Source organism: Nonomuraea sp. NPDC050680 (assembly GCF_040654555.1).
Classification (GTDB): domain Bacteria; phylum Actinomycetota; class Actinomycetes; order Streptosporangiales; family Streptosporangiaceae; genus Nonomuraea.
In genome coordinates, this window is record NZ_JBFAIF010000038.1 from 34643 (window position 1) to 59342 (window position 24700).

At 70.7% G+C, this 24700-nt stretch carries 23 protein-coding genes and 1 pseudogene; 9 read left to right on the forward strand and 15 right to left on the reverse strand.

Features of this window, described 5'->3' with window-relative positions:
* Positions 1-17: 17 nt before the first annotated feature.
* Together AB0H88_RS51015 and AB0H88_RS51020 are read left to right on the forward strand one after the other, a co-directional pair.
* On the forward strand, positions 18-1046 hold the full coding sequence (locus AB0H88_RS51015; protein ID WP_357657294.1) for a LacI family DNA-binding transcriptional regulator: 1029 nt from the start codon (positions 18-20) through the stop codon (positions 1044-1046).
* The gene (locus AB0H88_RS51020; protein ID WP_357657295.1) at positions 1043-4330 is read left to right on the forward strand and encodes a glycoside hydrolase family 97 catalytic domain-containing protein; all 3288 of its coding nucleotides are present in this window, start codon (positions 1043-1045) and stop codon (positions 4328-4330) included. The genes AB0H88_RS51015 and AB0H88_RS51020 overlap by 4 nt, the downstream gene beginning before the upstream one ends.
* A 405-nt stretch (positions 4331-4735) precedes the next feature.
* Here AB0H88_RS51020 and AB0H88_RS51025 read toward each other — a convergent pair whose 3' ends face one another.
* The 5 genes from AB0H88_RS51025 to AB0H88_RS51045 form a co-directional block, all read right to left on the reverse strand.
* A complete protein-coding gene (locus AB0H88_RS51025) occupies positions 4736-5980 on the reverse strand; it encodes an FAD-dependent oxidoreductase (RefSeq protein ID WP_357657297.1) in 1245 nt (414 codons plus the stop codon).
* 182 nt (positions 5981-6162) lie between these two features.
* Positions 6163-7761 carry a helix-turn-helix domain-containing protein gene (locus AB0H88_RS51030; protein WP_357657298.1) on the reverse strand — a complete coding sequence of 533 codons (1599 nt, stop codon included), beginning with the start codon at positions 7759-7761 and terminating at the stop codon, positions 6163-6165.
* Between the two features lie 57 nt (positions 7762-7818).
* Positions 7819-8160, reverse strand: coding sequence for a TraR/DksA C4-type zinc finger protein (locus AB0H88_RS51035; protein ID WP_357657300.1), 342 nt, complete (start codon positions 8158-8160; stop codon positions 7819-7821).
* A gap of 32 nt (positions 8161-8192) precedes the next feature.
* Positions 8193-8966, reverse strand: a complete 774-nt coding sequence (locus tag AB0H88_RS51040; RefSeq protein WP_357657301.1) for a rod shape-determining protein — start codon at positions 8964-8966, stop codon at positions 8193-8195.
* A 270-nt stretch (positions 8967-9236) separates the two neighbouring features.
* On the reverse strand, positions 9237-9614 hold the full coding sequence (locus AB0H88_RS51045; RefSeq protein ID WP_357657303.1) for a hypothetical protein: 378 nt from the start codon (positions 9612-9614) through the stop codon (positions 9237-9239).
* 122 nt (positions 9615-9736) lie between these two features.
* Between AB0H88_RS51045 and AB0H88_RS51050 the strand changes: the two genes are divergently transcribed.
* Complete coding sequence (locus AB0H88_RS51050) at positions 9737-10066, forward strand: hypothetical protein (protein ID WP_357657305.1); 330 nt, start codon at positions 9737-9739, stop codon at positions 10064-10066.
* A gap of 37 nt (positions 10067-10103) precedes the next feature.
* Complete coding sequence (gene secD, locus AB0H88_RS51055; protein ID WP_357657307.1) at positions 10104-12440, forward strand: protein translocase subunit SecD; 2337 nt, start codon at positions 10104-10106, stop codon at positions 12438-12440.
* A 196-nt stretch (positions 12441-12636) separates the two neighbouring features.
* On the opposite strand, the gene AB0H88_RS51060 is transcribed toward secD, so the two are convergent.
* Positions 12637-12951, reverse strand: a complete 315-nt coding sequence (locus AB0H88_RS51060) for a hypothetical protein (RefSeq protein ID WP_357657308.1) — start codon at positions 12949-12951, stop codon at positions 12637-12639.
* Positions 12952-13200: 249 nt separating this feature from the next.
* A complete protein-coding gene (locus AB0H88_RS51065; RefSeq protein WP_357657310.1) occupies positions 13201-14073 on the reverse strand; it encodes an aldo/keto reductase family oxidoreductase in 873 nt (290 codons plus the stop codon).
* Between the two features lie 132 nt (positions 14074-14205).
* Between AB0H88_RS51065 and AB0H88_RS51070 the strand changes: the two genes are divergently transcribed.
* Positions 14206-14649 carry a helix-turn-helix domain-containing protein gene (locus AB0H88_RS51070; protein ID WP_357657311.1) on the forward strand — a complete coding sequence of 148 codons (444 nt, stop codon included), beginning with the start codon at positions 14206-14208 and terminating at the stop codon, positions 14647-14649.
* Positions 14650-14813: 164 nt separating this feature from the next.
* Here AB0H88_RS51070 and AB0H88_RS51075 read toward each other — a convergent pair whose 3' ends face one another.
* A complete protein-coding gene (locus AB0H88_RS51075; RefSeq protein WP_357657313.1) occupies positions 14814-15518 on the reverse strand; it encodes a universal stress protein in 705 nt (234 codons plus the stop codon).
* 107 nt (positions 15519-15625) lie between these two features.
* On the opposite strand from AB0H88_RS51075, the gene AB0H88_RS51080 reads away from it, so the two are divergent.
* The 3 genes from AB0H88_RS51080 (at position 15626) to AB0H88_RS51090 (ending at position 19648) form a co-directional block, all read left to right on the forward strand.
* Positions 15626-18217 (forward strand): GNAT family N-acetyltransferase, encoded by a 2592-nt coding sequence (locus AB0H88_RS51080; RefSeq protein ID WP_357657315.1) that lies wholly within the window; start codon positions 15626-15628, stop codon positions 18215-18217.
* 303 nt (positions 18218-18520) lie between these two features.
* Positions 18521-18700: a hypothetical protein gene (locus AB0H88_RS51085; protein WP_357657317.1), complete on the forward strand. Its 180-nt coding sequence runs from the start codon at positions 18521-18523 to the stop codon at positions 18698-18700.
* 291 nt (positions 18701-18991) lie between these two features.
* The gene (locus AB0H88_RS51090) at positions 18992-19648 is read left to right on the forward strand and encodes a pyridoxamine 5'-phosphate oxidase family protein (RefSeq protein WP_357657319.1); all 657 of its coding nucleotides are present in this window, start codon (positions 18992-18994) and stop codon (positions 19646-19648) included.
* Positions 19649-19743: 95 nt separating this feature from the next.
* On the opposite strand, the gene AB0H88_RS51095 is transcribed toward AB0H88_RS51090, so the two are convergent.
* The 4 genes and pseudogenes from AB0H88_RS51095 to AB0H88_RS51110 all read right to left on the reverse strand — a co-directional run bounded on the left by AB0H88_RS51095 (position 19744) and on the right by AB0H88_RS51110 (position 22262).
* On the reverse strand, positions 19744-20211 hold the full coding sequence (locus AB0H88_RS51095) for a CBS domain-containing protein (protein WP_357657321.1): 468 nt from the start codon (positions 20209-20211) through the stop codon (positions 19744-19746).
* The gene (locus AB0H88_RS51100; RefSeq protein ID WP_357657322.1) at positions 20208-21041 is read right to left on the reverse strand and encodes a universal stress protein; all 834 of its coding nucleotides are present in this window, start codon (positions 21039-21041) and stop codon (positions 20208-20210) included. The genes AB0H88_RS51095 and AB0H88_RS51100 overlap by 4 nt, the downstream gene beginning before the upstream one ends.
* Positions 21042-21246: 205 nt before the next feature.
* Positions 21247-21447, reverse strand: a pseudogene (locus AB0H88_RS51105) (hypothetical protein); the annotation flags it as partial.
* A gap of 215 nt (positions 21448-21662) precedes the next feature.
* Positions 21663-22262: a TetR family transcriptional regulator C-terminal domain-containing protein gene (locus tag AB0H88_RS51110; protein WP_357657324.1), complete on the reverse strand. Its 600-nt coding sequence runs from the start codon at positions 22260-22262 to the stop codon at positions 21663-21665.
* A 33-nt stretch (positions 22263-22295) separates the two neighbouring features.
* Here AB0H88_RS51110 and AB0H88_RS51115 point away from each other — a divergent pair, with 33 nt between their 5' ends.
* Positions 22296-23282, forward strand: coding sequence for a GNAT family protein (locus AB0H88_RS51115; protein ID WP_357657326.1), 987 nt, complete (start codon positions 22296-22298; stop codon positions 23280-23282).
* 134 nt (positions 23283-23416) lie between these two features.
* Here AB0H88_RS51115 and AB0H88_RS51120 read toward each other — a convergent pair whose 3' ends face one another.
* The 3 genes from AB0H88_RS51120 to AB0H88_RS51130 all read right to left on the reverse strand — a co-directional run.
* Complete coding sequence (locus AB0H88_RS51120; RefSeq protein WP_357657328.1) at positions 23417-23545, reverse strand: hypothetical protein; 129 nt, start codon at positions 23543-23545, stop codon at positions 23417-23419.
* 50 nt (positions 23546-23595) lie between these two features.
* On the reverse strand, positions 23596-24252 hold the full coding sequence (locus tag AB0H88_RS51125) for a CBS domain-containing protein (RefSeq protein WP_357657330.1): 657 nt from the start codon (positions 24250-24252) through the stop codon (positions 23596-23598).
* A gap of 61 nt (positions 24253-24313) precedes the next feature.
* The coding region (locus tag AB0H88_RS51130; RefSeq protein ID WP_357657332.1) for a universal stress protein at positions 24314-24700 on the reverse strand (387 nt) is incomplete at its 5' end.

The window sequence follows — 24700 nt, forward strand, 5'->3', positions numbered from 1 at the left end:
CGTGGCTAGATGCGTTCGTGGAGCCCACCATCTTCGACGTCGCGCGAGCCGCCGGCGTGGCCGCATCGACGGTCTCCCGGGCGTTCAACAAGCCCGGCCGGGTCAACGAAGCGACGCGACAGCGGATAGTCGCCGTCGCCGCGCAGCTCGGCTACCAGCACAGACCGCAGAACCGCGCTCTTGCGGGTACCCGCCACCGAACCATCGCCATGGTGCTCTCCGACATCACCAACCCCCACTTCTTCGAGCTGATCCGCGGCGCGGAGCAGCGCGCGAAGGCCTCCGACGTCACCCTGGTGATCGTCAACGCCGAGGAATCCAGGCGCATCGAGGAGAACCAGATTCGCGACCTGGCCGCCGGCGTGGACGGGTTCGTGCTGGCCTCCAGCCGACTCGGCGACGAGGTCCTGCGCGACCTCGCCAAGGTGCACCGGATCGTGCTGTTCAACCGAGAGCTGCCCGGGTTGACCAGCGTCACCTTCGACACCGTCGCCGGCTGTCAGCAGATCCTGCAACACCTGGCCTCACTCGGGCACCAGGGCATCACCTACTGCGCCGGGCCACCCAGTTCCTGGATGGGGGCGGCGCGCTGGGCGGCGCTGAGCTCCGGGGCCCAAGCGCACGGTCTGACGGCACACCGGATCGGTCCGTACGCCCCCAACGTCGCCAACGGCGGAGCCGCCGCAGACGGGGCACTGCGCACCGGTGTGACCGCTGTCGTAGCGCACAACGACCTCCTGGCCATCGGCATCATCCGACGTCTCGCCCAGCGCGGTGTTCGAGTGCCGGCCGACATCAGCGTGATCGGGTTCGACGACATCTTCGCCGCCGACTTCGTCCATCCCTCGTTGACCACCCTGGCCGGACCCGGCTCGCACGCCGGTCGGCTCGCGGTAGAGCTCTTGATCGAGCAGCTCGCCGCCCGATCATTACGCGAGGGCGAGGTGATCCGCCTGCCTACCGAGCTGGTGCTTCGCGAGTCGTCCGGCCCAGCCGAACGCCGCGCTCCGTCACACACCACCTCTCAACAGACGAGGCGTGCATGAAGCGAGCGGACGCGGCGGGGGCAAGCAGACGGGCGGGACTGCTCGCGATGACGGCCGCCGTCGTCATCATCGCGGGGACCTCGGCGCTCCCCGCCCACGCCGAGGAGCCCACCCCCGCCACCCTGACCGAGGTCACCGAGGCGGGCGCTCAGGTCGTGACCTCGCCGGACGGAGATCTGCGGGTCGCGGTCACCACCGTAGGCGGACGCCTCACCTACAGCGTGAACAGCCACCGCAAGACTCTCGTCGGCGCATCAGGGCTCGGCGTGGATCTCGCGGGACGCCGCAGCCTCACCCAGGACATGAGCATCGAATCCGTCGAACGGCGCACGATCGACGAGACATGGAAGCCGCTCTGGGGGACATCGAGCAGAGTCAGGAACCACGCCGGCGAGCTCACCGTCCACGCCGTCCAGGCCGGCACGGGATTCAGGCTCGATGTGGTGTTCCGGGTCTTCGACGACGGGGTCGGCTTCCGCTACCACTTCCCCAGCCAGAGCGGTCTGGACGCCTACACCGTCACCGCCGAACAGAGCGAGTTCGCCCTCGACCCCGCCGCGCGGAGCTGGTCGATCGCCGCGGGCAAGACCTGGTCCGCCGACGAACAGCACTACCGCGACCTGCCCCTGTCCGGCGTCTCCACCGCCCAGACGCCCATCACCGCCGCACCCGCCGCCGACTCCTATGTCGTCGTGCACGAGGCCGACCTGACCGACTACCCCAGCATGACCCTGAAGGCGGTGCCCGGACAGCCCGGCCGGTTCTCCAGCGACCTGATCGCCCTGCCCGACGGTACCAAGGCCAAGCTGAACGGCGAGGTCTCCACGCCCTGGCGCACCCTGACCGTGGGTCAGCGCCCCGGCGACCTGGGCGAGTCCCATCTGATCGAGAACCTCAACGACACGTGCGCGATCTGCGGCGACACCTCCTGGATCAAACCCGCCACGTACGTAGGCGTCTGGTGGGAGCTCCAACGCAGACAGACCACCTGGAACGCCGGCCCCAAGCACGGCGCGACCACCGCACGAGTCAAGCAGTACATCGACCTCGCCAAACAGGCAGGCGCCAAGTTCGTCCTGGCCGAGGGCTGGAACACCAACTCCGGCGGCTCCTGGGCAGGCCAGGACTTCCTGACCCCACAGGCCGACTTCGACCTGCCCGAGGTGCTCCGGTACGCCGCCGCCAACGGCATCGGGTACATCGCCCACAACGAGACCCGCGGCGACATCGACTACTACGATCAGAACCTGGAGAAGATCTTCTCCCGTTACGAAGAACTCGGCATTCACGCCATCAAGACCGGCTACGCCACGAAATTCCTGCTCGGCGGCGTCAACCGCAGCCACTACGACCAGGAAGCCGTCCGCCACTACCAGCGGGTCATCGACGCGGCGGCCCGGCACCACATCACGATCGACGCCCATGAAGCGATCAAACCCACCGGCCTCGCGCGCACCTACCCGAACATGATGACGGGCGAAGGCGTCGCGGGCATGGAGATGCAGAACTACATGGGCGCCAACGGCAACCCGCCGGCACAAGCCACCATCCTCCCCTTCACCCGATTCATGGGAGGACCCGCCGACTACACGCCCGGCGTCCTGAACGTCACCTGGGACCCGGCCCGGCTCGGTACCCGCGTCCAGACCACCTCGGCCGCACAGCTCGCGCTGTACCCGACGTTCTTCAGCCCGATGCAGATGCTCGCCGACACCCCCGAGAACTACGCCGCCCACCCCGAATTCGCCTTCCTCAAGAACATGCCCACCACGTGGGACGAGACCCGCGTCCTGGACAGCGTCATCGGGGACTACACCGTGACGGCCCGTCGCAACGGCGGCACCTGGTACCTCGGCGCGATCACCGACGAGAACGACCGGACCCTTCAGGTTCCGCTGTCGTTCCTGCCCAACGGCACCTTCGTGGCGCAGACCTACGCAGACGCCCAGGAGACCACCTGGAAGGGCGATCCGCTGCCCGTCGAGACCCGCAAGACGCTGGTGCGATCGTCCACCCGGTTATCCATGTCGCTGGTCGCCGCCGGCGGGCAGGCCGTCAGGATCAGACCCGCGACCGGCCGGGACCTCGACCAACTCCCCTGGTACGCCGGCCCCCGGGCCGGCTACGGCACCCCCGAAGCCGTGCTGGACCCGGCCACCCAGCAGCTCACTGTGAAGGCTCCGCTGACCAACAAGGGCAGCACCGTGGCCGAATTCCAGGCCCGGCTGTTCATCGACGGTCGCGCCGCGGGCCAAGTGCGGAGCGTCCGCGTCGCGGGCGGCGCCACCCGGACCGTCGAGTTCGTCCTGCCCGCCCCCGAGGTTCCCGACCAGGACTTCCGGGTCGCCATGGGTGCACCCGGCGGCGAACGCGGCGAAGCGGTTGTGGTGGAGCAGCCGCGTTCGCTGCTCGACCTCGTACGGAAGCTGCGCAAGTCGGGTGGGGTGACGTCGTCCGCGATGGCGCTCCTCCAGCCGGCGATCTCCAGGGCCGAGACCGCGCTCCGTCGGGGCGACGTGATCGGCCGTCTCCTGGCGCTCCAGGAAGTACGGCTGGCGCTCTACGGTCTCCCCCTCACCGCAGTGACCGCACCAGCCCGAACCGCCATCGACGACCGGCTCGCCGCTCCGCTCGGCACACCGCGGGCACTCTTCTCCCTCGCGCTGAAAGTGCGGCTCGCGACTGACGCGGGCGCCCTCGACCCGGTACTGTCCGGCAGGCTCAGCACTGAGGTCAAAACCTCGATCACCGCCGCGGCCGCCAACGACCCGGCAGGGATGAGGGAAGCGCTCAACCGGTTCACGACCCTGCTCACGGCCGCACCGATCCCGGGGGACGTCGCGGCCGAGCTACTGGCCATCAGCAGCGTACTCGCCACCGGGCCCCGCAGGATCGAAGCGGAATCCGCGCAGCTCCTCAGCGGCGCCTGCCTGCGCACCGACCACACCGGCTACACCGGCACCGGCTTCGTGGCCTGCATGAAGACCAAGGACAGCGGCCTACGCTTCAACACCCCGGTCACCCTCGGCGGCCTCTACACCCTGCGTCTTCGCTACGCCAACGCCATGGGCACCACCCAGACCATGACCCTCAGCGGCGGCACCCAGTCCAACCAGCTCAAGCTCCCCACCCTGGCCAACTGGGACACCTGGTCGGAGCACCAGCTCAGCCTCACCCTCACCCCGGCCACCCCGCTCACCTTCACCTTCGGCCCCAACGACAACGGCAACGTCAACCTGGACTCCATCACCCTCGACCCCGACCCCGGAGTCATCCACCGATAACCCGTATCGGCCGGCTGACAGCTGCGAAACGGGGCGGCGCTGATCCTGCGGCGCCGCCCCGACCTGGCCTTTCGGACGTCCCCGCCGAGGGTGGCGGCGATGGCTTGCCAGGCGCGCTACTCGTTGATGTACGTCTCCTCGATGATCTCCAGGTCTATCGTGCGGCCGTCTGGGTCGGTGAGAAGATGCCTGCCGGCCGGGAGCCTGCGGACGACCGCGTGCGCGGGGACGCGGAAACCCAGACGCAGGCTCCCTGTGGGGGGGTCGGCGGTCGGAGGCCGGATAGACCTCGAAGACCGTCGCGGCAAGCTCGGCGGCGTATGACGATCTCTCGGCTCCGGCGCTCGGCATCGAGACTTCGACACGGTGGCCGGCCTGCTCGCTCGGCCGGACAGGAGAAGCCCGTCAGCGCAGGGGGGCGAAGTCGGCGAGGGCGGTGGGCTGCTTGCCGGTGGTGATGTGCTCGGCGAGCAGCCGCCCCGTGATGGGGCCGTGAGCCAGACCCCACATGCCGTGACCGCCGGCCACGTAGATACCGGGGGCTTTGGTCGCGCCGATGAGCGGCCGGCCGTCCGGGGTGATCGGGCGAGGGCCCACCCAGACATCAGTGCGTTCGTCCCAGTGCACACCGCGCAGCAGGGGCTGGGCGGAGGCGACGATGGCCTCCAGCCGGGCGGGCACCTGCGGGGCGTCCGGATCGCGGAATTCCATGGTGCCGGCCACGCGCAGCCCGTCGCGATACGGCGTGCACGCCACCCGTACGTCGGGCAGGTAGATCGGGCCAGGGACGGGGTGGTCCACCGGCACGGTGAAGGAGTAGCCCCGGCCGGCCCGGACCGGGACGCGCACGCCCCACTGCTGGGCCAGGCGGGGCAGCCACGCGCCGGTGGCCAGCACCACCGCGTCGGCCGACAGGACGGTGCCCTTGCCCGAGCGCACGATCACCTTCCTGTCGTCGGTGCGCACCTCGTCGACCTCGAAGGCGTACACGGTCGCGCCGCGGCTCATCACGGCCTTGCCCAGGGCGTGCACGAAGGCGCCCGGGTCGACGTAGCGCTGCCCGTCGATGCGCACCCCCACGCCCAGCGCCTGACCGGCGAGCGGCACGTGCTCGGCCAGTCGCCGGGCGTCCAGCACGGTATGGTCGACCCGCTGCCCGGCCGCTTCCAGCCGGCGCAGCTCGCGCAGCAGGCTCTCGGCATGGCGTGGTGTGCGGAACGCGGCGGTGATCGGCGCCGCGATGACCGGGGCGGACACGCCGTTGGCGGCCAGTACCTCGTAAGCCTCGACGCATTCCTCGTTGAGCGGCAGGTTGGCGCGCACGGCGCGCATCCACGATCGCCAGCGGCAGTTGGCGGCGAACCGGGCCAGAAACGCCCACAGCCCCGCATCGAGGCTCGCCGGCACGTGCAGCGGCGCGTCCGCGTTCAGCAGCGAGCGCAGGCCGTAGCGCAGGACCGCGGGCTCGTTCAGCGGGATTGCCAGGCCTGGGGCGACCCATCCGGCGTTGCCCCAGGATGCGCCGGCCGCCACGCCGCCACGGTCGACCACCTTGACCTCGACGCCGCGCTCCTGCAGGAACCACGCGGTCGACAGGCCCACGATGCCCGCGCCCACCACGATCACCGATCGCGGCCAGTTGCCGACCATGCCCAACCTCCAACGGGTACGAATGCCGGTGTCCCAGCCAGCATGGCCCGCGCGGCAGCCGGCGACGTTGTGGGCGGCCGACAATCACTTCGCGGCCGTTGTGCCATCGTCACAACGCCCCCAGCCACGCCTCGACAGCGTTGACCGGCCACGCCGGCGTCAGCGACAGGCCTGGTACAAGATCATCGGTGGGGGTTGTCCTCGGCGTCGGAGGCGGCCAGCATGATGATCATGGCGAGGCGTTTACGGGGGTCGTCCAGGTCCAGGAGAGTGAGTTCGCTCATCTTGCGCAGCCGGTTGCGGACGGTGTTGGGATGCACCCGCAGTCGTTCGGCCGCCAAAGCGGGGTCGCCCTGGGTCTCCAGCCAGGCCCGCAACGTGGGCACGTAGCGGGTGCCGTGGCGGGCGTCATGTCGCAGCAGCGTGCTCAGCGGCCCGCGGGCCGGGGTGCGGCCGGTGCGGGAGGCCGCGCGTAGCCGCCGCAGCAAGATGTCGTCCCACGACTCGTCGTAGGCGGGCGCGACAGTGCCGGGCCGGCCGGTCTCGGGCAACGCCAGGCACTCGTCGGCCTCCTGGCGGCCGGCGGGCAGCTCCTCGGTCGCGGCGGGCGCGCCGATCCCGGCCGTGATGCGTACCTGGGCGGGCAGTTCGGCCCGTAGCGCGGTGATCCAGTGGCGGGCCGTGTCCGCCTGCTCGGCGGGCAGGATCGTGTACAGCGTGTCGCCGAGCAGGGTGCTGCGGCCGGGCCTGGACCAGCCGAAGCCGGTGGTGGCCTGTTCGAAGGCCAGCAGCAGCGCGGCGTGGGGCTCCTCGCCGTCGGTGTGGGCGCGGATCGCGATGACCCGCAGCGCCTGCGCCGGCAGGCCCAGCCGGCTGATCACCGTCTCCGCGTCGACGCCGCCCTCCAGCAGCCGGATGACCAGGTCGGACTCCACCTGCCGCTCCAGGTCGGCGCTGGCCCGCGAGCGCAGCAGGTGCAGCGCCACCGTGCGTGCGCCGTGCGCCAGCGCGCGCCGGCGGGCGCCGGTCAGCGGGCGCTCGCAGCTCACCCAGACCGAACCGAGCAACTCGCGGCCGGCCCGCACCGCCACCGCCATCCGCCCGGTCAGGCCGTGTGCGGGATCGGCGGGGACGAACACCGGCTCGTCCGTCGACGCCAGCTGGGCGAACACCCCCCGCTGCTGGAACAGCTCGCGTAGCCGGTCCGGGACGCGCCGGCCGAGGATCGTCTCCAGCCGGGCCGGATCCCCCGCCTGCTGGGAGCGGGAGTAGGCCAGCACCCGCGAGTGCCGGTCCTCGATGGTCACCGCCCCGCTGATCGCGTCGGCCAGGCTGTCGGCCAGGGCGAACAGGTCGGTCGGGCCGCGTCCCGAAGCGGTCTCGCGGCTCTCCAGCACCAGCCCGTACACCACGCCGGCGAGCTGACTCCAGGACACCGCGGAATCGGCCACCAGCACGGCCACCCCGAGCTGGTCGCCAAGCGCGGCGGCCTCGCGCTCGACCGCCGCGCTCGACGAGGCGCACGGGGTGTCAGCGCCGGTCCCGGTCACGGTCTCGGCGGGGCGGACCAGGACCGCCGCGGCACGGGCGGCGGCCGCCCACCGCACCGCCTCGGCGATCGAGGAGGTGCCGACGGCCAGGAGCAGATCACCGGTGACGTGGCGGTCGCTGGCATCCGGCACCGCCACACTGCGCAGCCAGGCCGAGCGGGTCTCGGGACGGCCGCACAACCGCACGCCGTACCCGCCGAGCACGTTCACCAGGCGGTCCAATGTGATCATGTGCGGCTCCGGGTGCCCAGAGGGGGCGGGGCGACCCCGCTCCCCTCTCACTGGTTGTCAGGCGGCCTCGTGCCGCCGCTGGCAGTCGATGCAGTTGCGGGCCAGCGGCCGGATCTTGAGCCGTTCGAACGGGATGGCCGCCTGGCAGTGGCCGCAGCGGCCGTAGCTGCCGGCCTCCAGCCTGTCGTAGGCCTGAGCGAGTTCGGCGACGGCGCGCTCGGCGGCGGTGATCGAGGCGAGGAGCTCCTGCCAGGTGCCGTCGGCGCCGCTACCGTCCTGCTCCTGTACCCGCAGCCTATCCAGGTACCGGCTGCGCTGCTCCCGTTGCTGGGTCAGCTCCTGGCGCAGCGACTCAAGCTGCACGCTGCTGAGGTGTGAGGTCGCGTGGCTGTCGGTCATGATCGATGGTCCTTTCTTGCGAAGCGAAGACGTCAGCGGACGCGCGGTGCGAGGGCGGCCGTCAGAGCCGGCTGCAGGCACAGGCGCATCAGGCCGCGGATGGTGGCGTGCTGCGGCTGGGGCGCCGCTTTTACCGGCAGGCGCAGCGCGGTGCGCAGGTGGCCCAGCAGCTGCTCCTGGTGAGCACCGCCGCCGGTGACCGTCAGACCCCGCTCGCGCGCGGCCGGACGCGAAGCGGCCGGCAGGCGACGCACCAGGCCCGCCGTCATCTCGACGACGCCCTCCAGCGCGTACGACACCAGCCCCTCGCCGGTGGTGGCGCTGAGCTGGAGGGCGACCGCGTCGGTGACGGCCCCGTCCGCGATGGCGACGGCCTCGACAATGCCCGCCCCCACGTCCAGGACCAGGCAGGGCCGGGCATCGAGGATGTCCAGGCCGGCGCCGACGGCTGCGGCCAGCGGCTCCTCCATCAGGCCCACTTCGCATCCGGCGGCCTCGGCGACCGCGGCGCGGACCGCCCGGCGATCGCTCGGCGAGGCCGCCACCGGCACGCCGGCCAGCACCCGTCGCGGCCGGCTCCCCGGCACCTGGGCGTCCTGCAGCAGCCGCCGCACCAGCCGCAGGCAGGCGTCCGGATCGGCCACCATGCCGTGCCGGACGGGCCACAACGCGTCCGCCAGGCCGGAGCCGGACGGCGGCCGGGTGACCGACGACGGCCGGTCCACGATGGCGAACCCGCCCCATGACAGCGACCGGGTACGCGCGGTACCCAGGTCGAGCGCCACGAAGCGCTGCGCGGTGCTCACCTCGCACCTGCTGGCGATGCCGGACGTGGCCGCTCCAGCCGCGGCCAGGCGTGAACTGATTCGACAACGGACATGACGATGATCGGCTCCTTGCTGAGGCCAAAGGAAGGCAGTACAGGAACACGGCCCTTGCTGCAGGGACCGCGAGAGTGCTCCGAAGGCGACGGCGAGCATGGACCAGCCCCAGGTCACAGCCCATGGGCTCGGGACACGCGGGGTCAGGTTCCACGGCACGAGCGGCCGCGGCCCCTCGGAGAGGGGTGGCGTCGGCTAGATGAGCGGCGGGCTGCGCGATCCCGCGGTGCGGTGCGCGAGCTGTTGCGGGTCGCGGAGCTCATCGATCTTCGAGCCAGGCGACGCCAGCAGCGCCAGATAAGCGGGCTCATCGTGACGCTCGCCGCGCGACGGCGGCCAAAGCGCCAGCACGTGGTGCTCACGGGCACTACCCGCCTGCGGGGGCAGACCGGGCCGGTCACCGTCCCCACCGTCCGGGCTCCATGCCAGGCCGGACAGCGCATTCTCCGGCGCGATCGGGCCGTCGGCGCTCGCACTGCCGGTGGCGCCGGTCAGCACCAAGCACAGCAGGACCAGACCCATCACGCCGGCGAACGCGATGGACCCTCGTGGTGTTCTCCACGGTCCCGTCATAGGGCAGACCATAGCCCAGACGGCGCGGAAAGGGGCATGCCATTCCATCGCAGGTGCGATCCGCTCCGGGGCCGGGGTACGGTGACCGCCAAGACCCCACCCGTAACCTGCCAGGAGGAGACGTGCGCAGCAGACTGCCCGCCGTCCTGCTGCTGCTGTCGGCCTTCCTGCTGGGCCCCGCGCCTGGCAGCGCCCATCTGCCCGGCACCGCGACGCCTGCGACCTGGTGGAGCGGCCCGTCCGAGCACGCCGTGCAGGATGCGGCCCTGCCGCGGCTGAGTCCCGCCCGCAGCGCGCCCGCGCTGCCGATGTGGCCGGCCGTACTGCCGTCCACCGAACGGCCCGGTCCGCGGGCGCGGTCCCTGACGACCCTCGCCCGGCCTTTCACCGTGGCACCGCAGCCGCCCGCCCGTCAGGCGCCGGCCCGAGCGCCACCCTCCACGACGCGCTGACGTCCCCTTTCCTTCTTCGACAGCCCGTGGAGGCTTCATGTCCCGCGCGCCCTTCTGGCGCGCGGTGGCGGCGTGCGCCATCGCCGCCACCGCACTGCTCTTCACCGTCACCACACCGCCACGTCTAGGGCTGGACCTGCGCGGTGGCACCCAACTCGTCTTCGAAACCCGAGACACCTCAACGGTCAAGGCCGACGCCGAGGCCACCGATCGTGCCCTGGACGTGCTGCGCCGGCGCGCCGACGCGCTCGGCGTGGTCGACCCCGCCCTGATGCGCTCCGGCGATCGGCGCATCATCGTCGAGCTGCCCGGGGTGCTCGACCCCCGCCAGGCCGCCGACGTCATCGGCAAGACCGCCCAGCTCACTTTCCACCCGGTCCTGGAACAGGCCGACGACACCAGCGCCGATCAAGGCACCCCCACCAGCAGGGGCACCGGCGCATCCGGGCAAGTCCTGGCCGACGAAGGCGGGCAACGCCTGCGGCTCGGCCCTGCCGCGATCACCGGCGACGGGGTGAGCGACGCCGGCGCGCGCAACGACCCGCAGCAGGGGCCGGGCTGGTTCGCCACCGTCGACTTCCGCGACGCCGCCGCCTGGCAGCGGCTGACCGGCGAGGCCGCCTGCCACAGCCCGAGCGACCCACGGCGGCGGGTCGCCATCGTCTTGGACAACGAGATCATCTCCTCGCCCCAAGTCGATGCGGGCGTGCCCTGCCAGACCGGCATCCCCGGCGGATCCACCCAGATCAGCGGCTCCTTCACCCACCAGGAGGCACAAGACCTGGCCGTGCTGATCAAGGGTGGCGCCCTGCCCGTCCCGCTCACCTTGATCGAGCAGCGCACCGTCGGCCCCACGCTCGGCGCGCAGGCCATCGAGGCCAGCGCCAAGGCAGGCATCGCCGGTGTCCTGCTCACCGCGTTGTTCATCATCGTCACCTACCGGCTGTCGGGGCTGCTGGCCACCCTCGCGCTGGCCGCCTACGGGCTCATCTCCTACGCCGCCCTGCTCGCCCTCGGCGCGACGCTCACCCTGCCCGGCCTGGCCGGGTTCGTTCTGGCCATCGGCATGGCGGTCGACGCCAACGTGCTGGTCTTCGAGCGAGCGCGTGAAGAGTATTCGCGTGGAGAGTATTTGCGTGGAGAGTATTTGCGTGGAGAGTATGGCCGCGCGCCGCGCCGCGGCCTGCGCGCCGCCCTCGACCGAGGGTTCGCCAACGCCTGGAGCGCCATCGCCGACTCCAACATCACCACGCTCCTGGCCGCCGGGCTGCTGTTCTGGCTGGCCTCAGGGCCGGTGCGCGGATTCGGTGTGACGCTGGCCGTCGGCGTCCTTGCCTCACTCGTCTCCGCCATGCTCATCACCCGCGTCCTGACCCACCTCATCCTCAGCGGGACCGGCCCCCGGCTGGCCCGGCTGTCCGGGCTGGCGGTGCACGGCCGGGTCAGGACCTGGATCACCCGGCGCAACCCGTCCCTGATGGCCGGGCGCCGACGGTGGCTGGCCGCGGCCGCCACGCTGGTCGCCGCAGCCGTGACCGGGCTGGCCCTGTACGGGCTCAACCTCGGCATCGAGTTCACCGGCGGCCGGATGCTCCAATTCACAGCCGCGCAACCGGTGAGCGCCGAGACCGCGCGACAGGCGGTGGCCGAGGCCGGCCACCCGGCGGCCAACGTGCAAAGCTCCGGCACCAGCGTGTCCGTGCGTACCGGCCAGATCAGCGCCGACGACACCGCCGCCGTCGAGCAGGCACTCGATACCCACCTCGGCGAGGTGACGAAGCAACGCGACGAGCTCATCGGCCCCAGTCTGGGCGACGAACTGCGCCGCAACGCGCTCATCGCGCTCGCCGTGGCGCTGGCGGCGCAACTGCTGTACCTGGCCGTCAGATTCCGCTGGACGTTCGGCGCCGCCGCGGTGATGGCCCTCGTCGTGGACACCCTCGCTGTGCTCGGCCTGTTCGCCTGGCTGGGCAAACCCGTCGACGGGGTCTTCCTGGCAGCCATGCTGACCATCATCGGCTACTCAATCAACGACAAGGTGGTGGTTTTCGACCGCGTCCGCGAACTATGGCAGGCCTCGCGGCAGGCACGCTTCCCCGACATCGTCAACGCGGCGATCCTGCAGACCGTGCCGCGTACGGTCAACACCGGCCTGGGCGCCCTGTTCATCCTCACCGCGCTGGCCGTCTTCGGCGGTGACACGCTGCGCGACTTCGCCATCGCGCTCATCTTCGGCATCGTGGTGGGGACCGCGTCGTCATCATTCGTGGCCGGCCCCCTCGCGATCGAGCTCGAACGCCTCAACAAGCAACCCCCGCCCCAGCCGCCCCAGCCGCGCGAACGCCGCCGGCAGGGCACGGGCGCGGTCCTGTAGCACCGCGCGGGGCGCCCGGTGGCACTACGCAGAGGAGTCATCCACGCCACAGGGGCGCCCCGCTCTCGCTGTCCAGCGCATCATGGGACCTGCCCAGCTCCCCGCCTGACGAGAGCAGCGCCTTTACAATGTAGATTCGCAATGAGGTGACCAGCACGTCGACATCGCATTGGTGATCAGCGAAGGCCGGGTGGGATCAGGACAGATCGGCCCAAGGAGCCGGCGAAGCCGAGGTGAAGAAGCGGAGCAGGCTCAGGAGCCGGCTGGCTGGAGGGGCGGTCCAGTGGCGTTCGTCTGGGCGTGGGACCGGATCCGGCAGGCGGCCGAGAGCCCAGGTGAGGTGGAACCACAGCACACGAGCTTCCCAGGTCGGTGTACTCGTTGAGGTTTCCTGGCCGGTTTCTTGTCGGTAGCCGTCGAGCATGGCTGGGATGCCGGTGAGGGGGATCTTGGCGAAGTCGGCGGCAGGGTCGGCCCATTCGGCATCGCCCCAATCCACGATCCCCTTCATCGCCGAGAAGGAAAGCCTGGTTGGCCACCGCTGCGGGAAGGGGCCGTACCTGCTCGGCGATGGTCCCGTGCCGGCCGGCGATGGCGGCCAGCGTTTCCTCGCTCGTCTCGTACTCCAGCATGATCGAGCATGCTGGCACGGACGGCTGCGAGCCGTCGCGCTCTTTTTCGGCTGTAGCGGACGGACCATCGATGTCCCGGCCCGCCGTCCACCCGCGCGCCCCCTCGCCCAGCAGCCGGAAGTCGACCGCTAGTGGCCGATCTTGTCCAGCTCGGCGAGCTCCTCGTCGGGGAGGGAGACTCCCGCGCCGGCGACGTTCTCGCGCAGGTGCGCCGACGACGAGGTGCCAGGGATCAGCAGGATGTTCGGCGAGCGCCGCAGCAGCCAGGCCAGGGCGACGGCCATCGGCGTCGTGTCCAACCGTTTGGCTACGGTCGAGAGCGCCGAGGACTGGAGTGGGGTGAAGCCACCCAGGGGGAAGAAGGGCACGTAGGCGATGCCCTGCTCGGCGAGCGTGTCGATCAGCTCGTCGTCTTGGCGGTAGGCGAGGTTGTACATGTTCTGCACGCACACGATCGGCGCGATCCCCTGTGCCTCGGCGACCTGTCCGGCGGTCGCGTTGCTCACTCCGAGGTGCCGGATCAGGCCCTGCCGCTGGAGTTCGACGAGCGTCTCGAACGGCTCGGCGAGCGAGCCGGGCTGGGGTCCTTCGGCGTTGCCGAGCCGGAGGTCGACCAGGTCGAGCACCTCGAGGCCGAGGCTCTGCAGGTTCTCGTGGACGGAGCGGCGCAGCTCGTCGGGCTGCCGGGCCGGGGGCCAGCCGCCCTGCTGGTCCCGGATCGCGCCGACCTTGGTCACGATGTGCAGCGAGTCGGGGTACGGGTGCAGCGCTTCGCGGATCAGCTGGTTGGTGACGCGCGGCCCGTAGGCGTCGCTGGTGTCGATGTGGGTGATTCCGAGGCCGACGACCTCGCGGAGGACGGCGAGTGCGCTGTCGCGGTCGGCGGGCGGCCCCATGACTCCTGGGCCGGCGAGCTGCATGGCGCCGTAGCCGAACCGGGTGACGGTCAGGTCGCCCAGGGTCCAGGTGCCGCCGGGGAGCGAAGTGGAGAGCGTGCTCACGCCTCTGCCTTTCGTGTTGGGCTGGTTAGTGGTGCCTAACGGCTCCTTGTATAAATATGGGGAGGTAACTTCCCGATGGGAAGTGGGCACCTCAGAGTGCGTAAGTGGCCCACGGGTTAGAGGAGCGGTCGATTGACAACCATGACGGCGGCCCAGAAGAAGGCACAGGCCAAGGCGGAATATGACGCTTTCGTGGCGGCATGTCCGAGCCGCAAGCTGCTCGACCGGATCTCCGACAAGTGGGTCACGCTGATCCTGGCCGCGCTGGGCAGCGACGGCTCGCAGCAGTTCGGCGCCGACTGCGCCGGTGAGCCCAGGTCGATGCGCTACTCGGAGCTGTCCCGCCTGCTGGCCGGCGTCAGCCAGAAGATGCTCACGCAGACGCTGCGCTCCTTGGAGCGTGACGGTCTCGTCACCCGCACCGTGACGCCGACCGTGCCCGTCACGGTCACCTACGAGCTGACCGACCTCGGTCTCTCCCTGCACCAATTGATGCGCGGCCTCAAGAGCTGGGCCGAGACGCACATGGACGATGTGCTCGCCAACCGCGAGACCTACGACACCCACGTCGCCTGAACCGGGACCGCGCCGGCAGGAACACCACCGGGCAGATCGGCCGGCACTGGTCTCCAGCAGTGGATGCTCTACCTTGCTCCATCCACGCTTCGGGTGACATTTCCGGGCAGACACCGGTATGACGGCACCGTCCACGACTGGTGAAGCCTCTTTAACACGACCGTTCAGCCTTGGCCCACTACCGCCACGGGGCAGGGCGCGTGCTGGAGGAGGTAGGCGGCGGCGCCGTGGCGCATGGCTCCTGTACGTCCGATGACCACCAGCGTGGCGTGGCCGGCGGCGTCGTACGGCTGCACGCGCACGCCGGGGTGGCGCGCCGCCCACTCGGACAGGTCGGCCGGGGAGGCGATCGGGAGCCGGCGCAGCGCGGCTTCGGTGAAGGCGAAGTCCAGCACGTCCGCCTCCGGATCCTTGCTGGTCACGACGATCGGGCCGGGCCTCATCGGCGCGGGCAGCGGGCCCGGGCCGCGTACGACGATGACCGGGCAGTCGGCGTGGGCGGCGACGTACCCGGCGACCGAGCCGACCACTGCCCGGGGCAGCGCGCTCAGGCCGCGGGAGCCGATCACGATGAGCGGGGCGTCGTCGGAGAGCTCGACGAGGCGCTGGGCGGCTGCTCCCTCGTACAGATCGGTGTCCACGCGCACACCCGAACTGGTGGAACGGGCGCACTCGCCACCATGCCACAGCACGTGCTCGGCGGCCTTGCGCAGGTGGGACTTGGCGTCCTCGTCCGCCTCGCCGTACGGCCACTGCCAGGCGTGGGCGACGGTCAGCGGCAGCTTCCTGAGCTCTGCCTCATCCAGCGCCCAGTCCAGGGCCTGCATGGAGAAGTCCGAGCCGTCGTAGCCGAGCACGATGTCGTTCATGCTGCCAGCCTGACGCGTGCGCGGGCCGGCGGGTAGGGACCTTGGTCCTGCGGGCGAAGGCCGTACGGCACTGCCTGCCGCGCCGATCGCCCGACAGCCTCGAAGGTATGACCGACGGATATGACGTTCTGCTGCGTGATGGCGGGATCGCCCACGTGCGGCCGCTGCGGACCGGCGATCGCCAGGCACTGCACGAGTTGGTGGACCGCTCGTCCGAACGCTCGGCTTACCTGCGCTTCTTCACCGGCGGCCGCAACACCGCGCACTCCTACATGGATCGCCTCACCAGCGACAAGTACGACGGCCACGCCCTGGTGGCCGCCTTGCGGGGCCGGCTCGTGGCGGTCGCCGAGTACATCCCCATCCGTGACGGCAGCGCCGACCTGGCCATCCTCATCGATGACGCCGTACACGGCCATGGGCTCGGCACGCTGCTGCTGGAGCACGTCGCCCTGGACGCCGCCACGCACGGCGTGCGCGAGCTGGTCGCGGACGTGCTGGCCGAGAACCAGCCGATGATCAAGGTACTGCGCGACCTCGGCCTGGACCTGACCCAGCGCTTCGACGGCGGCACGCTGCGCCTGGCCATCGCCGCCGAGCCGACCGCGCGGCTGCGCGCGGGCATCGAGGCCCGCGACCACGAGGCGGAACGCGCCTCCCTGACCAGGGTGCTGACCCCCCGCTCCGTGGCGGTGATCGGCGCGAGCCGGGACGAGCGGTCCGTCGGCCACAAGGTGCTGCGCAATCTCATCGACGGAGGCTTCGGCGGCCCGATTTACCCGGTCAACCCGAACGCGGCAGAGGTGGCCGGACTGGCCAGCCACTCCACGGTGCCCGACGGCGTGGACCTGGCGGTCGTGGCGGTGCCCGCCCGGCACGTGCTTCAGGTGGCCCGCGACTGCGCGAACGCCGGTGTGGCCGGACTGGTGGTGCTCACGTCGGGGTTCGCCGAGGCCGGGCGGCGCGACCTGGAGTGGCAGCTGGTGCGCATCTGCCGTACGGCCGGGATGCGGCTGATCGGCCCGAACTGCCTGGGCGTGATCAACACCGCGGCCCACCTGAACGCCAGCTTCCTGCCACACCAGCCGACCCCGGGCCGGGTGGCGCTGGTCTCGCAATCCGGTGCGGTCGGGGCCTCGCTGCTGGAACGGCTGAACGTCTCCTCGTTCGTCTCGGTCGGCAACAAGGCCGACGTCAGCGGCAACGACCTGCTCGAATCCTGGGAGGACGACGACGGCACCGACGTGATCGCGCTGTATCTGGAGTCGTTCGGCAACCCGCGCAAGTTCGCCCGCATCGCCCGCCGGGTAGGGGCGCGCAAGCCGGTGTTGCTCATCAAGAGCGGTCGCGGCGGCGCGGGAGATCGGGCGGTGCGCTCGCACACCGCCGCCGCGGCCACCCCGGACGTCGCCGTGGACGCCCTGGTCCGCGCCTCGGGAGTGATCCGGCTCGACAGCGTCCACGAGCTGATCGACACCGCCAAGCTGCTGTCCGCCCAGCCACTCCCGCAAGGCCGCCGGGTGGCGATCGTCGGCAACTCGGGCGGCCCTCAGGCGATGGCCGCCGACGCCTGTGAGCAGCAGGGTATGGTCGTTCCCGAACTGCCGCCCGGCCTGCTGCGGGCCCGTGCCGCCGCCGCGCTGGGCAACCCGGTGGACCTGACCGCGGAGGCCAGTGCTGAGGAGATCGGCGCCGCCGTCGCGGCGCTGGCCGCCTCGCCGGAGGTGGACGTGGTGCTGGCCGTGTACACCCCGCCGTTCGGCTCGGGGATCGAGGAGACCCGGCAGGCCCTCTCCATCGCCGCGAAGGGGGCGGGCAAGACCGTGCTGGCCTGCGTCGTCGGCCATGACGGGCTGATCGACGGCCACCTGCCCAGCTATGCCTTCCCCGAGCAGGCCGTGCGAGCGCTCGCGCACGCCGTGCGCTACGCCGAGTGGCGCGAGCGTCCCGCCGAGCCGGCGACCGCTTCCTTCCGCGTGCACGAGAGGACGGCGCGGCAGATCGTACAAGAGGAGCTGTCAGCCCACCCGGACGGCACGTGGCTGTCCCCCGCGACCACCGCCCGGCTGCTCGGCTGCTACGGCATCACGATGGTGGAATCGATCGAGGTGGACGGCCCCGAGGCCGCCGCGGCCGCGGGCGAGCGCGTCGGGCTGCCCGTCGTCCTCAAGGCCGTCGGCCCGGTGCACAAGAGCGACGTCGGCGGCGTCCGCCTCGGCCTCCGAACCAGGGACGAGGTACAGCAGGCGTACCACGAAATGTCCGCACACATCGGCCCGCAGATGACCGGCGCGACCGTCCAGCGCCTGCTGCCGGGCGGCGTCGAAATCATCATCGGCGGCGTCAACTACCCGGCCTTCGGCCCGCTGGCCATGGTCGGCATGGGCGGCGTCATGGCCGACCTGCTGGCCGATCGCGCGTTTCGGGTGCCGCCCGTCACCGACCCCCTCGACATGATCGGCGAGCTGCGCTGCGCCCCGCTGCTGCACGGCTACCGTGGCTCGCCCCCGGTGGACGTGGACGCCCTGGCCGACCAGCTCGTACGGGTGAGCAGGCTGCTGGAGGACCTGCCCCAGATCGCCGAACTCGACCTCAACCCCGTCATCGTCAGCTCCGACGGCGCCACCACGGTCGACGCCCGCATCAGGGTGGCGCCCTGCGAGCCACCGCCATCGCCGCTCCTGCGGCGCCTGCGCTGATCGGAGGAGGACCCGCGTTGCGAGGTCGGGAACCTGTCCACCAGGTAGCGGCCCGTATCCGACAGGGTGCGGACGTTCTGACGACCACCAGCGGGCAGTCCGCGTGCCCGGCGAGAGCGAGCCCCCACCGAGCCGAGCACCAGCCCGGCGAACCCCCCCAATCCTCTGTTCCCACCACCAAGGTGTCGGCGTTCTCCGACTCGGACAGTGTCGTTGGTCCCGGCGAATGAGGACGTTCGCCGCTGGACGAGAGCCCGGGAGGCGGCGAGCATCATCATGACGACGTTTCGGAGGTGACCGATCATGATCGGTGGACGGATGATCGCAGAGGCTTCAGCGCTGGATGCCGAGTTGCTGGCGGTGAAGAAGCGGCTCAACCATCTCGAGGAAGAAGTACGCACGTTGACCGCGGCGAATCTGGCCCTGGTCCGCGCCATGGAGGGCCTTCTCGCCGACCGGGCCAACCTCGTCGCCGCAGGTTGAGCCGTCGGCTCCATGTGACGCCTGCAGCGGCACGGATCATCCGCCCGCGAGATGACGCGCGTCACCCTGCGGCACGATGCGGAAGACCGGAAAACGTGCGGCGATCGGCTCGAAGACGGCCGATGAGGCGCGGCGAGCCTTCAGGGGCAGGGCCGGAGGTCGGTTCACCATAGGCCGAAGGACCCTGGCCGGCGCGAAGGCGGATGACTAGCGTCGTCGATGTGGCCGCGCTCGGCACTTGACGGGGCCGAGGGCACCGATCTTCGAGACCATCACCGCGGAGGACCGCTCATGACCGACAACGGCGACTTCGGACGTCGCATCAGCTACCATCGCGACCGGCTCGGCCTCACCGTTGAGCAGGTCGCTGATCGCGTGGACATGTCGGCGGGATACATCCAGTACCTGGAGGGTCACCTGGGCGTGCCTGACCGGAACACGATCGCCCGCCTGGCCACCGCGCTCGATACGACCGTCCAGGACCTGCTGGGCGGCGGCCGCGAGCGCCCGCCCGGACCTGGAGCCGCCATGGCCGACCCGATCCTGGAAGCCATCGAGGCCGAGGAGTGCCTGCGGCTGATCGCTCCGGGGGGCATCGGCCGTGTGGCGTTCAACGGCTCGTACGGGCTGACGGTCCTGCCGGTCAACTACAAGCTCCACGACGGCGCCATCGTCTTCCGCACCGCCCACGGCGGCCCCATGGACCAGGATCTGCGTACCGGCCTGGAGGGCGTGGAAATCAAGATCGCTTTCCAGGTGGACCGGATCGACGAGGCCCAGCGGACGGGCTGGAGCGTCCTCATCCAGGGCCCCGCCCACCACATCCCACCCGATGATCTCTCTCAGGTGACCGGTTCGGGTGTCACCCCCTGGGCGGGCGGCGACCGCGAGCTCTACATCCGCGTCATCCCGCACCGGGTCACCGGCCGCCGTATCCACGGCCAGTGACCCTCATCTGGACCAGCCACCGGTGACGTCCCGGGCTTCGGACCCGAGCAATGCTGGAGCGGGCGCATGCCTGCCCGCGCCGCGGCGGCATGCGCTCAGTCGCCTGCGGGCAGGATGGGGTCGAGGTGGAACATCCCGGTGACGACCTCGCCCGGCCTGTCGACGGCCCTGACCCGGCCGGCGACCGCGGCGAGCACATCCCTGGCCGTGATCAGCCCGATCAGCCCCTCCTTCGAAACCACGGGGAGCGCGTCGCACCCGGCGTCGAGCATCACGGCCGCCACCTCCGGCAGCGACGTGTCCGGCTGGACACGCGGCCTGCGCCTGCCGCCCAACAGCCCGCGCACCTGGCGCCTGGACTGCTCCTCCAGCCCGCCTGACCAGGACGCGGCCACGTCCTCGCGGGTCAGCACGCCCAGCACGTGCCCGTCCTCAACGACCGGCAGGTGATGGACCTCGCCCCGGCGCATCATCTCCCAGGCCATCAGCGGCGACTCCTCAGGCCTGATCGCCACCAGGATCCGGCTCATCGCCTGCTTCGCCGTCAGCAGCTCGACGTTCATGGCGTCTCCTCTCGTGGGCGTACGATCGCGACGGGGCAGGTCACGTGGTGCAGCACGCCGTGGCTGACCGACCCGAGCACCGCGGAGGCGAACGCGTTCAGCCCGCGCGAGCCGACCACCACCAGGTCCGCCGTCTCCGACGCCTGAATCAGCGCGGCCACCGGATGCTCGCACACCTCCGCGTCGGTGATCTTGACGTCCGGGTGGCCCTCGCGCCAGGAGGCCACCCGCTCGCGTGCCATCCGTACCTCCTGCTGGAAGGCGTCCTCCAGCAGGCTGCCGGTCACGGCCGCGTACGGCGAGAACATCGGCATCCGCCACCCGTACACCACATGCAGCTCGGCGTCCTGGGCACGGGCCTGCGCCAGTGCGTACTCCATGGCGGCCCGCGAGTGCTCCGACCCGTCGTAGCCGACCACCACCCGGTCGTGCCGATCCTCGGCCACAGCGCGGACGATCACCACCGGCCCGGCGGCGTGTCCCGCCACGGCCAGGCCAACCGAACCCAGCACCATCCCGGCGAACCCGCCCAGCCCTCTGCTGCCCAGCACCACGCTGTCCGCCGGCGCCGACGCACCGATCAGTTCGTCGATGACGTCTCCGGTCGGCGTCTCCGTCGTCACCTCCGCGCCCAGCTCGCGCGCCCGCGTCGCCGCCACCTCCAGCGCCTTGGCGCAGTAGGCGGGCCCACCAGGGCTGTGCGGCCACTGCACGCACACGTGCACGATCCGCAGGGGCAGTCCCCTGCGCTGGGCGTCGGCCGCGGCCCACTCGACCGCCGCCATCGACGGCACCGACCCGTCCACGCCCACCACGATCCGCCTGGCCATCACGCTTCTCCTTCGCGAGGTTTCCTGCCACCTCCAGCCTCACGGAACAAGCACCCCCGGCGCTCGGGGACGAAGTCCTCGATGCAGGTGCCTTTGGTCCCGAATCAGCCCCCGGGACTTGCGGTCGCGCCGCTCGTACGGTCGTCGGCCGCCCAGACAGGCCAACGCCCACCTCCGTTACCAGAGGTGGGCGTTCGGTCGTGGGCTACTTCAGCCAGGCGGCACGCCGGACGCTGGGCAGGTTGCCCAGCCCGAGTGTGGCTCCGGCGTTGGCCAGGGCCAGGCCGACCAGGACGACGGCGTAGATGACGTGCTCGTCCATGAAGGGGTTGTTGGCCAGCGGCAGTTCGGCGGCCCACATCAGGACCAGCATGAGCGTGCCGGTGACCGCGGCGATCCGGAACCCCGCCTCCTCCAGCCGCTTCAGCAGAAAATCGAGCAGTTCCTCCACGAACGGCTCAAAGAACGCCAATTCGGCATCATCCCATCAGGTCCCCGGTGGCCGACCAGTCCAGCCGCTCTTCGGCAGGGACATGGCGCTGCACGCACGTCCGACCAGAACGAGTACGGCGGCTCGCCTACTTGCCTGACGTGGCTTGACGACCTTCAAGCGGATGCGGCTTACAGATCCCCCGCTGTGGTGGCGAGCGTGGCCAGGTAGCCGTCGAGGAGGCGGATCTGCTGCTGGGGCGGGAACTCCTCCGCGTCCAACAGCGCCTGCACGATGAGGCCGAGCGCGAAGGACTGGATCGCCACCGCGAGATCGGCCGGATCCGACTTCGGCAGCTCCCCCAGCCGCTGCGCCGCCTCCACATGGTGGCGGATCCGCTCGCGTGATCGCGCGTAGCGGGCCGCGTGCCCGGCCGCGAGGTCCGGGTCCGCCATCGCGGCGTCCCACGAGCCGACCCAGATCCGGTTGTCCGCGGCTGTCTGCCGCGTGAGCGGAAGGATATCCATCAGCACCGCGCGCAGGGCGGCGAGCCCTTCGGGCGCGGTACGTCTCGGCCGTGCCGCACGGTGCTCGTCCAGCAACGTCAACGCGTGCGCGACCAGGTCCTTCTTGCTCGGAAAGTAGTGCGTGAGCAGTCCGGTCGTCGCGCCCATCTCGGCGGCGACCGCGCGCAGGGTCAGGCCGCCGAACCCGTACGTGGCCAGCACATGCCACACGGCCGCTGACACGTCGCGGCGGCGGGCGTCGTGATCTCCCTTGTGGCGTGGCATGTCGACAGGATACGTTCGCAAAACATCCGTTATGTGAATTGGGGTTCCATGTTCGCCTCCCCGCTGCGCGGCAATGCCGAGCTGCGTGCGCTCGAGCCGCATCATGCCGAAGAGTTCTTCGCCCACCTGGACCGTGCCCGCACGCACATCGCCCCCTGGGTGGGCACGAGCTTCGTCGCGGGCGATCTCGACGCCGCGCGGGTGGTGCTCCAGCGCTACGCCGACGGCCAGGCCGCCGACCGGCAACGCCTGTACGGCATCTGGCTCGACGGCGTACTCGTCGGCGGCACCATGTTCGTCGGCTTCGACCCCGCCCTCGGGGTATGCGAGATCGGCTGCTGGCTCGAACCGGCCGCGGAGGGACATGGGCTGATCACCCAGGTGGTCCGTACGATGATCGACTGGGCTTTCCGGGTGCGCGGGTTGAGCCGCGCCGAGTGGCGCACCCTGTCCGGCAACGTGCGCAGCATCAACGTGGCCAAGAGACTGGGTATGAGCCTCGACGGCACGTTGCGGCAATCCGTCCCAGGCGCCGACGGGCTCCGGCACGACAAGCAGGTCTGGTCCGTGCTCGCCGCCGAATGGCCGCGATCCGTCCAACCGGATGGAAGGGGCGCCGACGTCAAGCCCGAGCTCGACCGGCTGACGCGCGCATTCCTCAGCGCGTTCGCCAACACCGGCGGGCGGCGGCCGAACCTCGACGTCATCCGTGAGGTGTTCATTCCAGAAGGGATGATCATCAAGAACGTCGGGGCCGAGCCCGTGATCTACGACCTCGAGGCGTTCGTCGGGCCTCGGGAGAAGATCCTGACCGACGGGACGTTGACCGAGTTCTCCGAATGGGAGGTGGCCGAGCGGACCGAGATCTTCGGGTCGATCGCGCACCGGTTCAGCGAGTACCGCAAGTCCGGTTTCCTCAACGGAGAGTGGTTCGAGGGCTCCGGCCGTAAGACCACCCAGTTCGTACGGACGCCCGCCGGCTGGAGGATGAGCTCGATGGCCTGGGATGACGTGCGATGACCTGCCGCGCTCATGAGCGTCCGCCGGTGCCGGCTCGAACGAGACGCCTGGTCGAGCGGACGCGACAGCGGCATGCCGCCATCCACCCAGAACGGCCACCGGCCCGCCTTTGATCGACCCCGGTCAGCTTCCGCTCAGCCGCTGATCTGCGGCAACACCTCTGCCCCCAGGCGATGGATGTTCTCCAAGGTGCGCTGGTGGTCACCCATGCCCTCCACCATGAGGATGAGGTGCTTGATCCCCGTCGTTTCCGACGTGCGCATGATGGACTCGCTTGAGGACCCTTGGTCCCAGGTGGCTTCCACGGCGGCCGCTACAGCAGCGGCGGGACGACGAGTAGGTCGGCCCTGTCGTAGGTCAGCTCCGAGACGACGTCGATCACACCCTCCACCTGGCGGATCTCCTCCACCAACCGGATGGCCTCGCAACCGCGAGCCACTCGCCCGCTGAGCCGCACCACACCACCGGAGACGTCTGCCGACACCGACGCCCGGTCACCGATCACGGCCCTGATCTCCCTCTCCAGCTCGCCCGTGGAACGGCTGAAGACACGCAGCACGTCTGATCGGTGCAGAGTGCCGGTGATGCGCCCGCTGGCCACGTCGATCACCGGCAGCTGCTTGATCCGCTTGTCGTGCATCAGCCGCGCCGCGTCGCGGACCGGGGTTCCCGGTGTCACGGTGATCGCGGGCGTGGTCATGAGCGCCGACGCGGTGACCGCGGCCGCCTTCTCCTGCTCCGCACGCCGCTTGTGCCTGTCGAAGACGGAGGTGCCGTGTCCTACCGGGTCCGTCTCCTTGAGCAGCAGATCGTCTTCGGAGACGACTCCCACCGGCCGGCCGTCGGCATCGATCACGCTGATCGCTCCGAGGGTGTATCGGCGCATCGTGCGCACGATCTCGGCGAACGACGCGTCCTCCCCAACCGCGATGGCGACGTTCCTCATGACGTCCCTGACCTTGATGGACATGGTGGCCTCCTCACCTCTCTCCTGTGACGATGCGCCCTGGGCGGCCACGGACGAACGTCCCTCATCGCCGAGCCTTCGCGTGTACCACCGCCACCGGGCAACGGGTGTGGTGCAGGACGCCGCGGCTGACCGAGCCGAGGAGCAGCGCGCCTACCGTGCCGTGGCCGTGCGAGCCCACCACCAGCAGGTCGGCTCGGGCGGAGGCGTCGGCCAGGACTTCCACCGGCTGCGCCGGCTGGACGTCCTCGACGACCGTCACCTGCGGGTACTCCTTCGTGAACGTTGCCACCCGGTCGTGGACGATCTGGTGCTGCGCGTTGCGGACGTCGTCCATGTCGTACGGCACCCCGGATGCGAACACGTGCACCGGCTGCCAGGCGTGCACCACTCTCAGCGCGGCTCCCCGCAGCTGGGCCTGCCGGAAGGCGTAGGCCAGCGCGGGCTCGCA

Bases quoted from the DNA above. Each gene is read 5' to 3' on its own strand.
- AB0H88_RS51020 (WP_357657295.1), top strand. From the start codon at position 1,043: ATGAAGCGAGCGGACGCGGCGGGGGCAAGCAGACGGGCGGGACTGCTC.
- AB0H88_RS51025 (WP_357657297.1), bottom strand. From the start codon at position 5,980: ATGGTCGGCAACTGGCCGCGATCGGTGATCGTGGTGGGCGCGGGCATC.
- AB0H88_RS51030 (WP_357657298.1), bottom strand. From the start codon at position 7,761: ATGATCACATTGGACCGCCTGGTGAACGTGCTCGGCGGGTACGGCGTG.
- AB0H88_RS51035 (WP_357657300.1), bottom strand. From the start codon at position 8,160: ATGACCGACAGCCACGCGACCTCACACCTCAGCAGCGTGCAGCTTGAG.
- AB0H88_RS51045 (WP_357657303.1), bottom strand. From the start codon at position 9,614: ATGACGGGACCGTGGAGAACACCACGAGGGTCCATCGCGTTCGCCGGC.
- secD (WP_357657307.1), top strand. From the start codon at position 10,104: ATGTCCCGCGCGCCCTTCTGGCGCGCGGTGGCGGCGTGCGCCATCGCC.
- AB0H88_RS51060 (WP_357657308.1), bottom strand. From the start codon at position 12,951: ATGAAGGGGATCGTGGATTGGGGCGATGCCGAATGGGCCGACCCTGCC.
- AB0H88_RS51075 (WP_357657313.1), bottom strand. From the start codon at position 15,518: ATGAACGACATCGTGCTCGGCTACGACGGCTCGGACTTCTCCATGCAG.
- AB0H88_RS51080 (WP_357657315.1), top strand. From the start codon at position 15,626: ATGACCGACGGATATGACGTTCTGCTGCGTGATGGCGGGATCGCCCAC.
- AB0H88_RS51085 (WP_357657317.1), top strand. From the start codon at position 18,521: ATGATCGGTGGACGGATGATCGCAGAGGCTTCAGCGCTGGATGCCGAG.
- AB0H88_RS51090 (WP_357657319.1), top strand. From the start codon at position 18,992: ATGACCGACAACGGCGACTTCGGACGTCGCATCAGCTACCATCGCGAC.
- AB0H88_RS51095 (WP_357657321.1), bottom strand. From the start codon at position 20,211: ATGAACGTCGAGCTGCTGACGGCGAAGCAGGCGATGAGCCGGATCCTG.
- AB0H88_RS51100 (WP_357657322.1), bottom strand. From the start codon at position 21,041: ATGGCCAGGCGGATCGTGGTGGGCGTGGACGGGTCGGTGCCGTCGATG.
- AB0H88_RS51110 (WP_357657324.1), bottom strand. From the start codon at position 22,262: ATGCCACGCCACAAGGGAGATCACGACGCCCGCCGCCGCGACGTGTCA.
- AB0H88_RS51120 (WP_357657328.1), bottom strand. From the start codon at position 23,545: ATGCGCACGTCGGAAACGACGGGGATCAAGCACCTCATCCTCATGGTG.
- AB0H88_RS51125 (WP_357657330.1), bottom strand. From the start codon at position 24,252: ATGTCCATCAAGGTCAGGGACGTCATGAGGAACGTCGCCATCGCGGTT.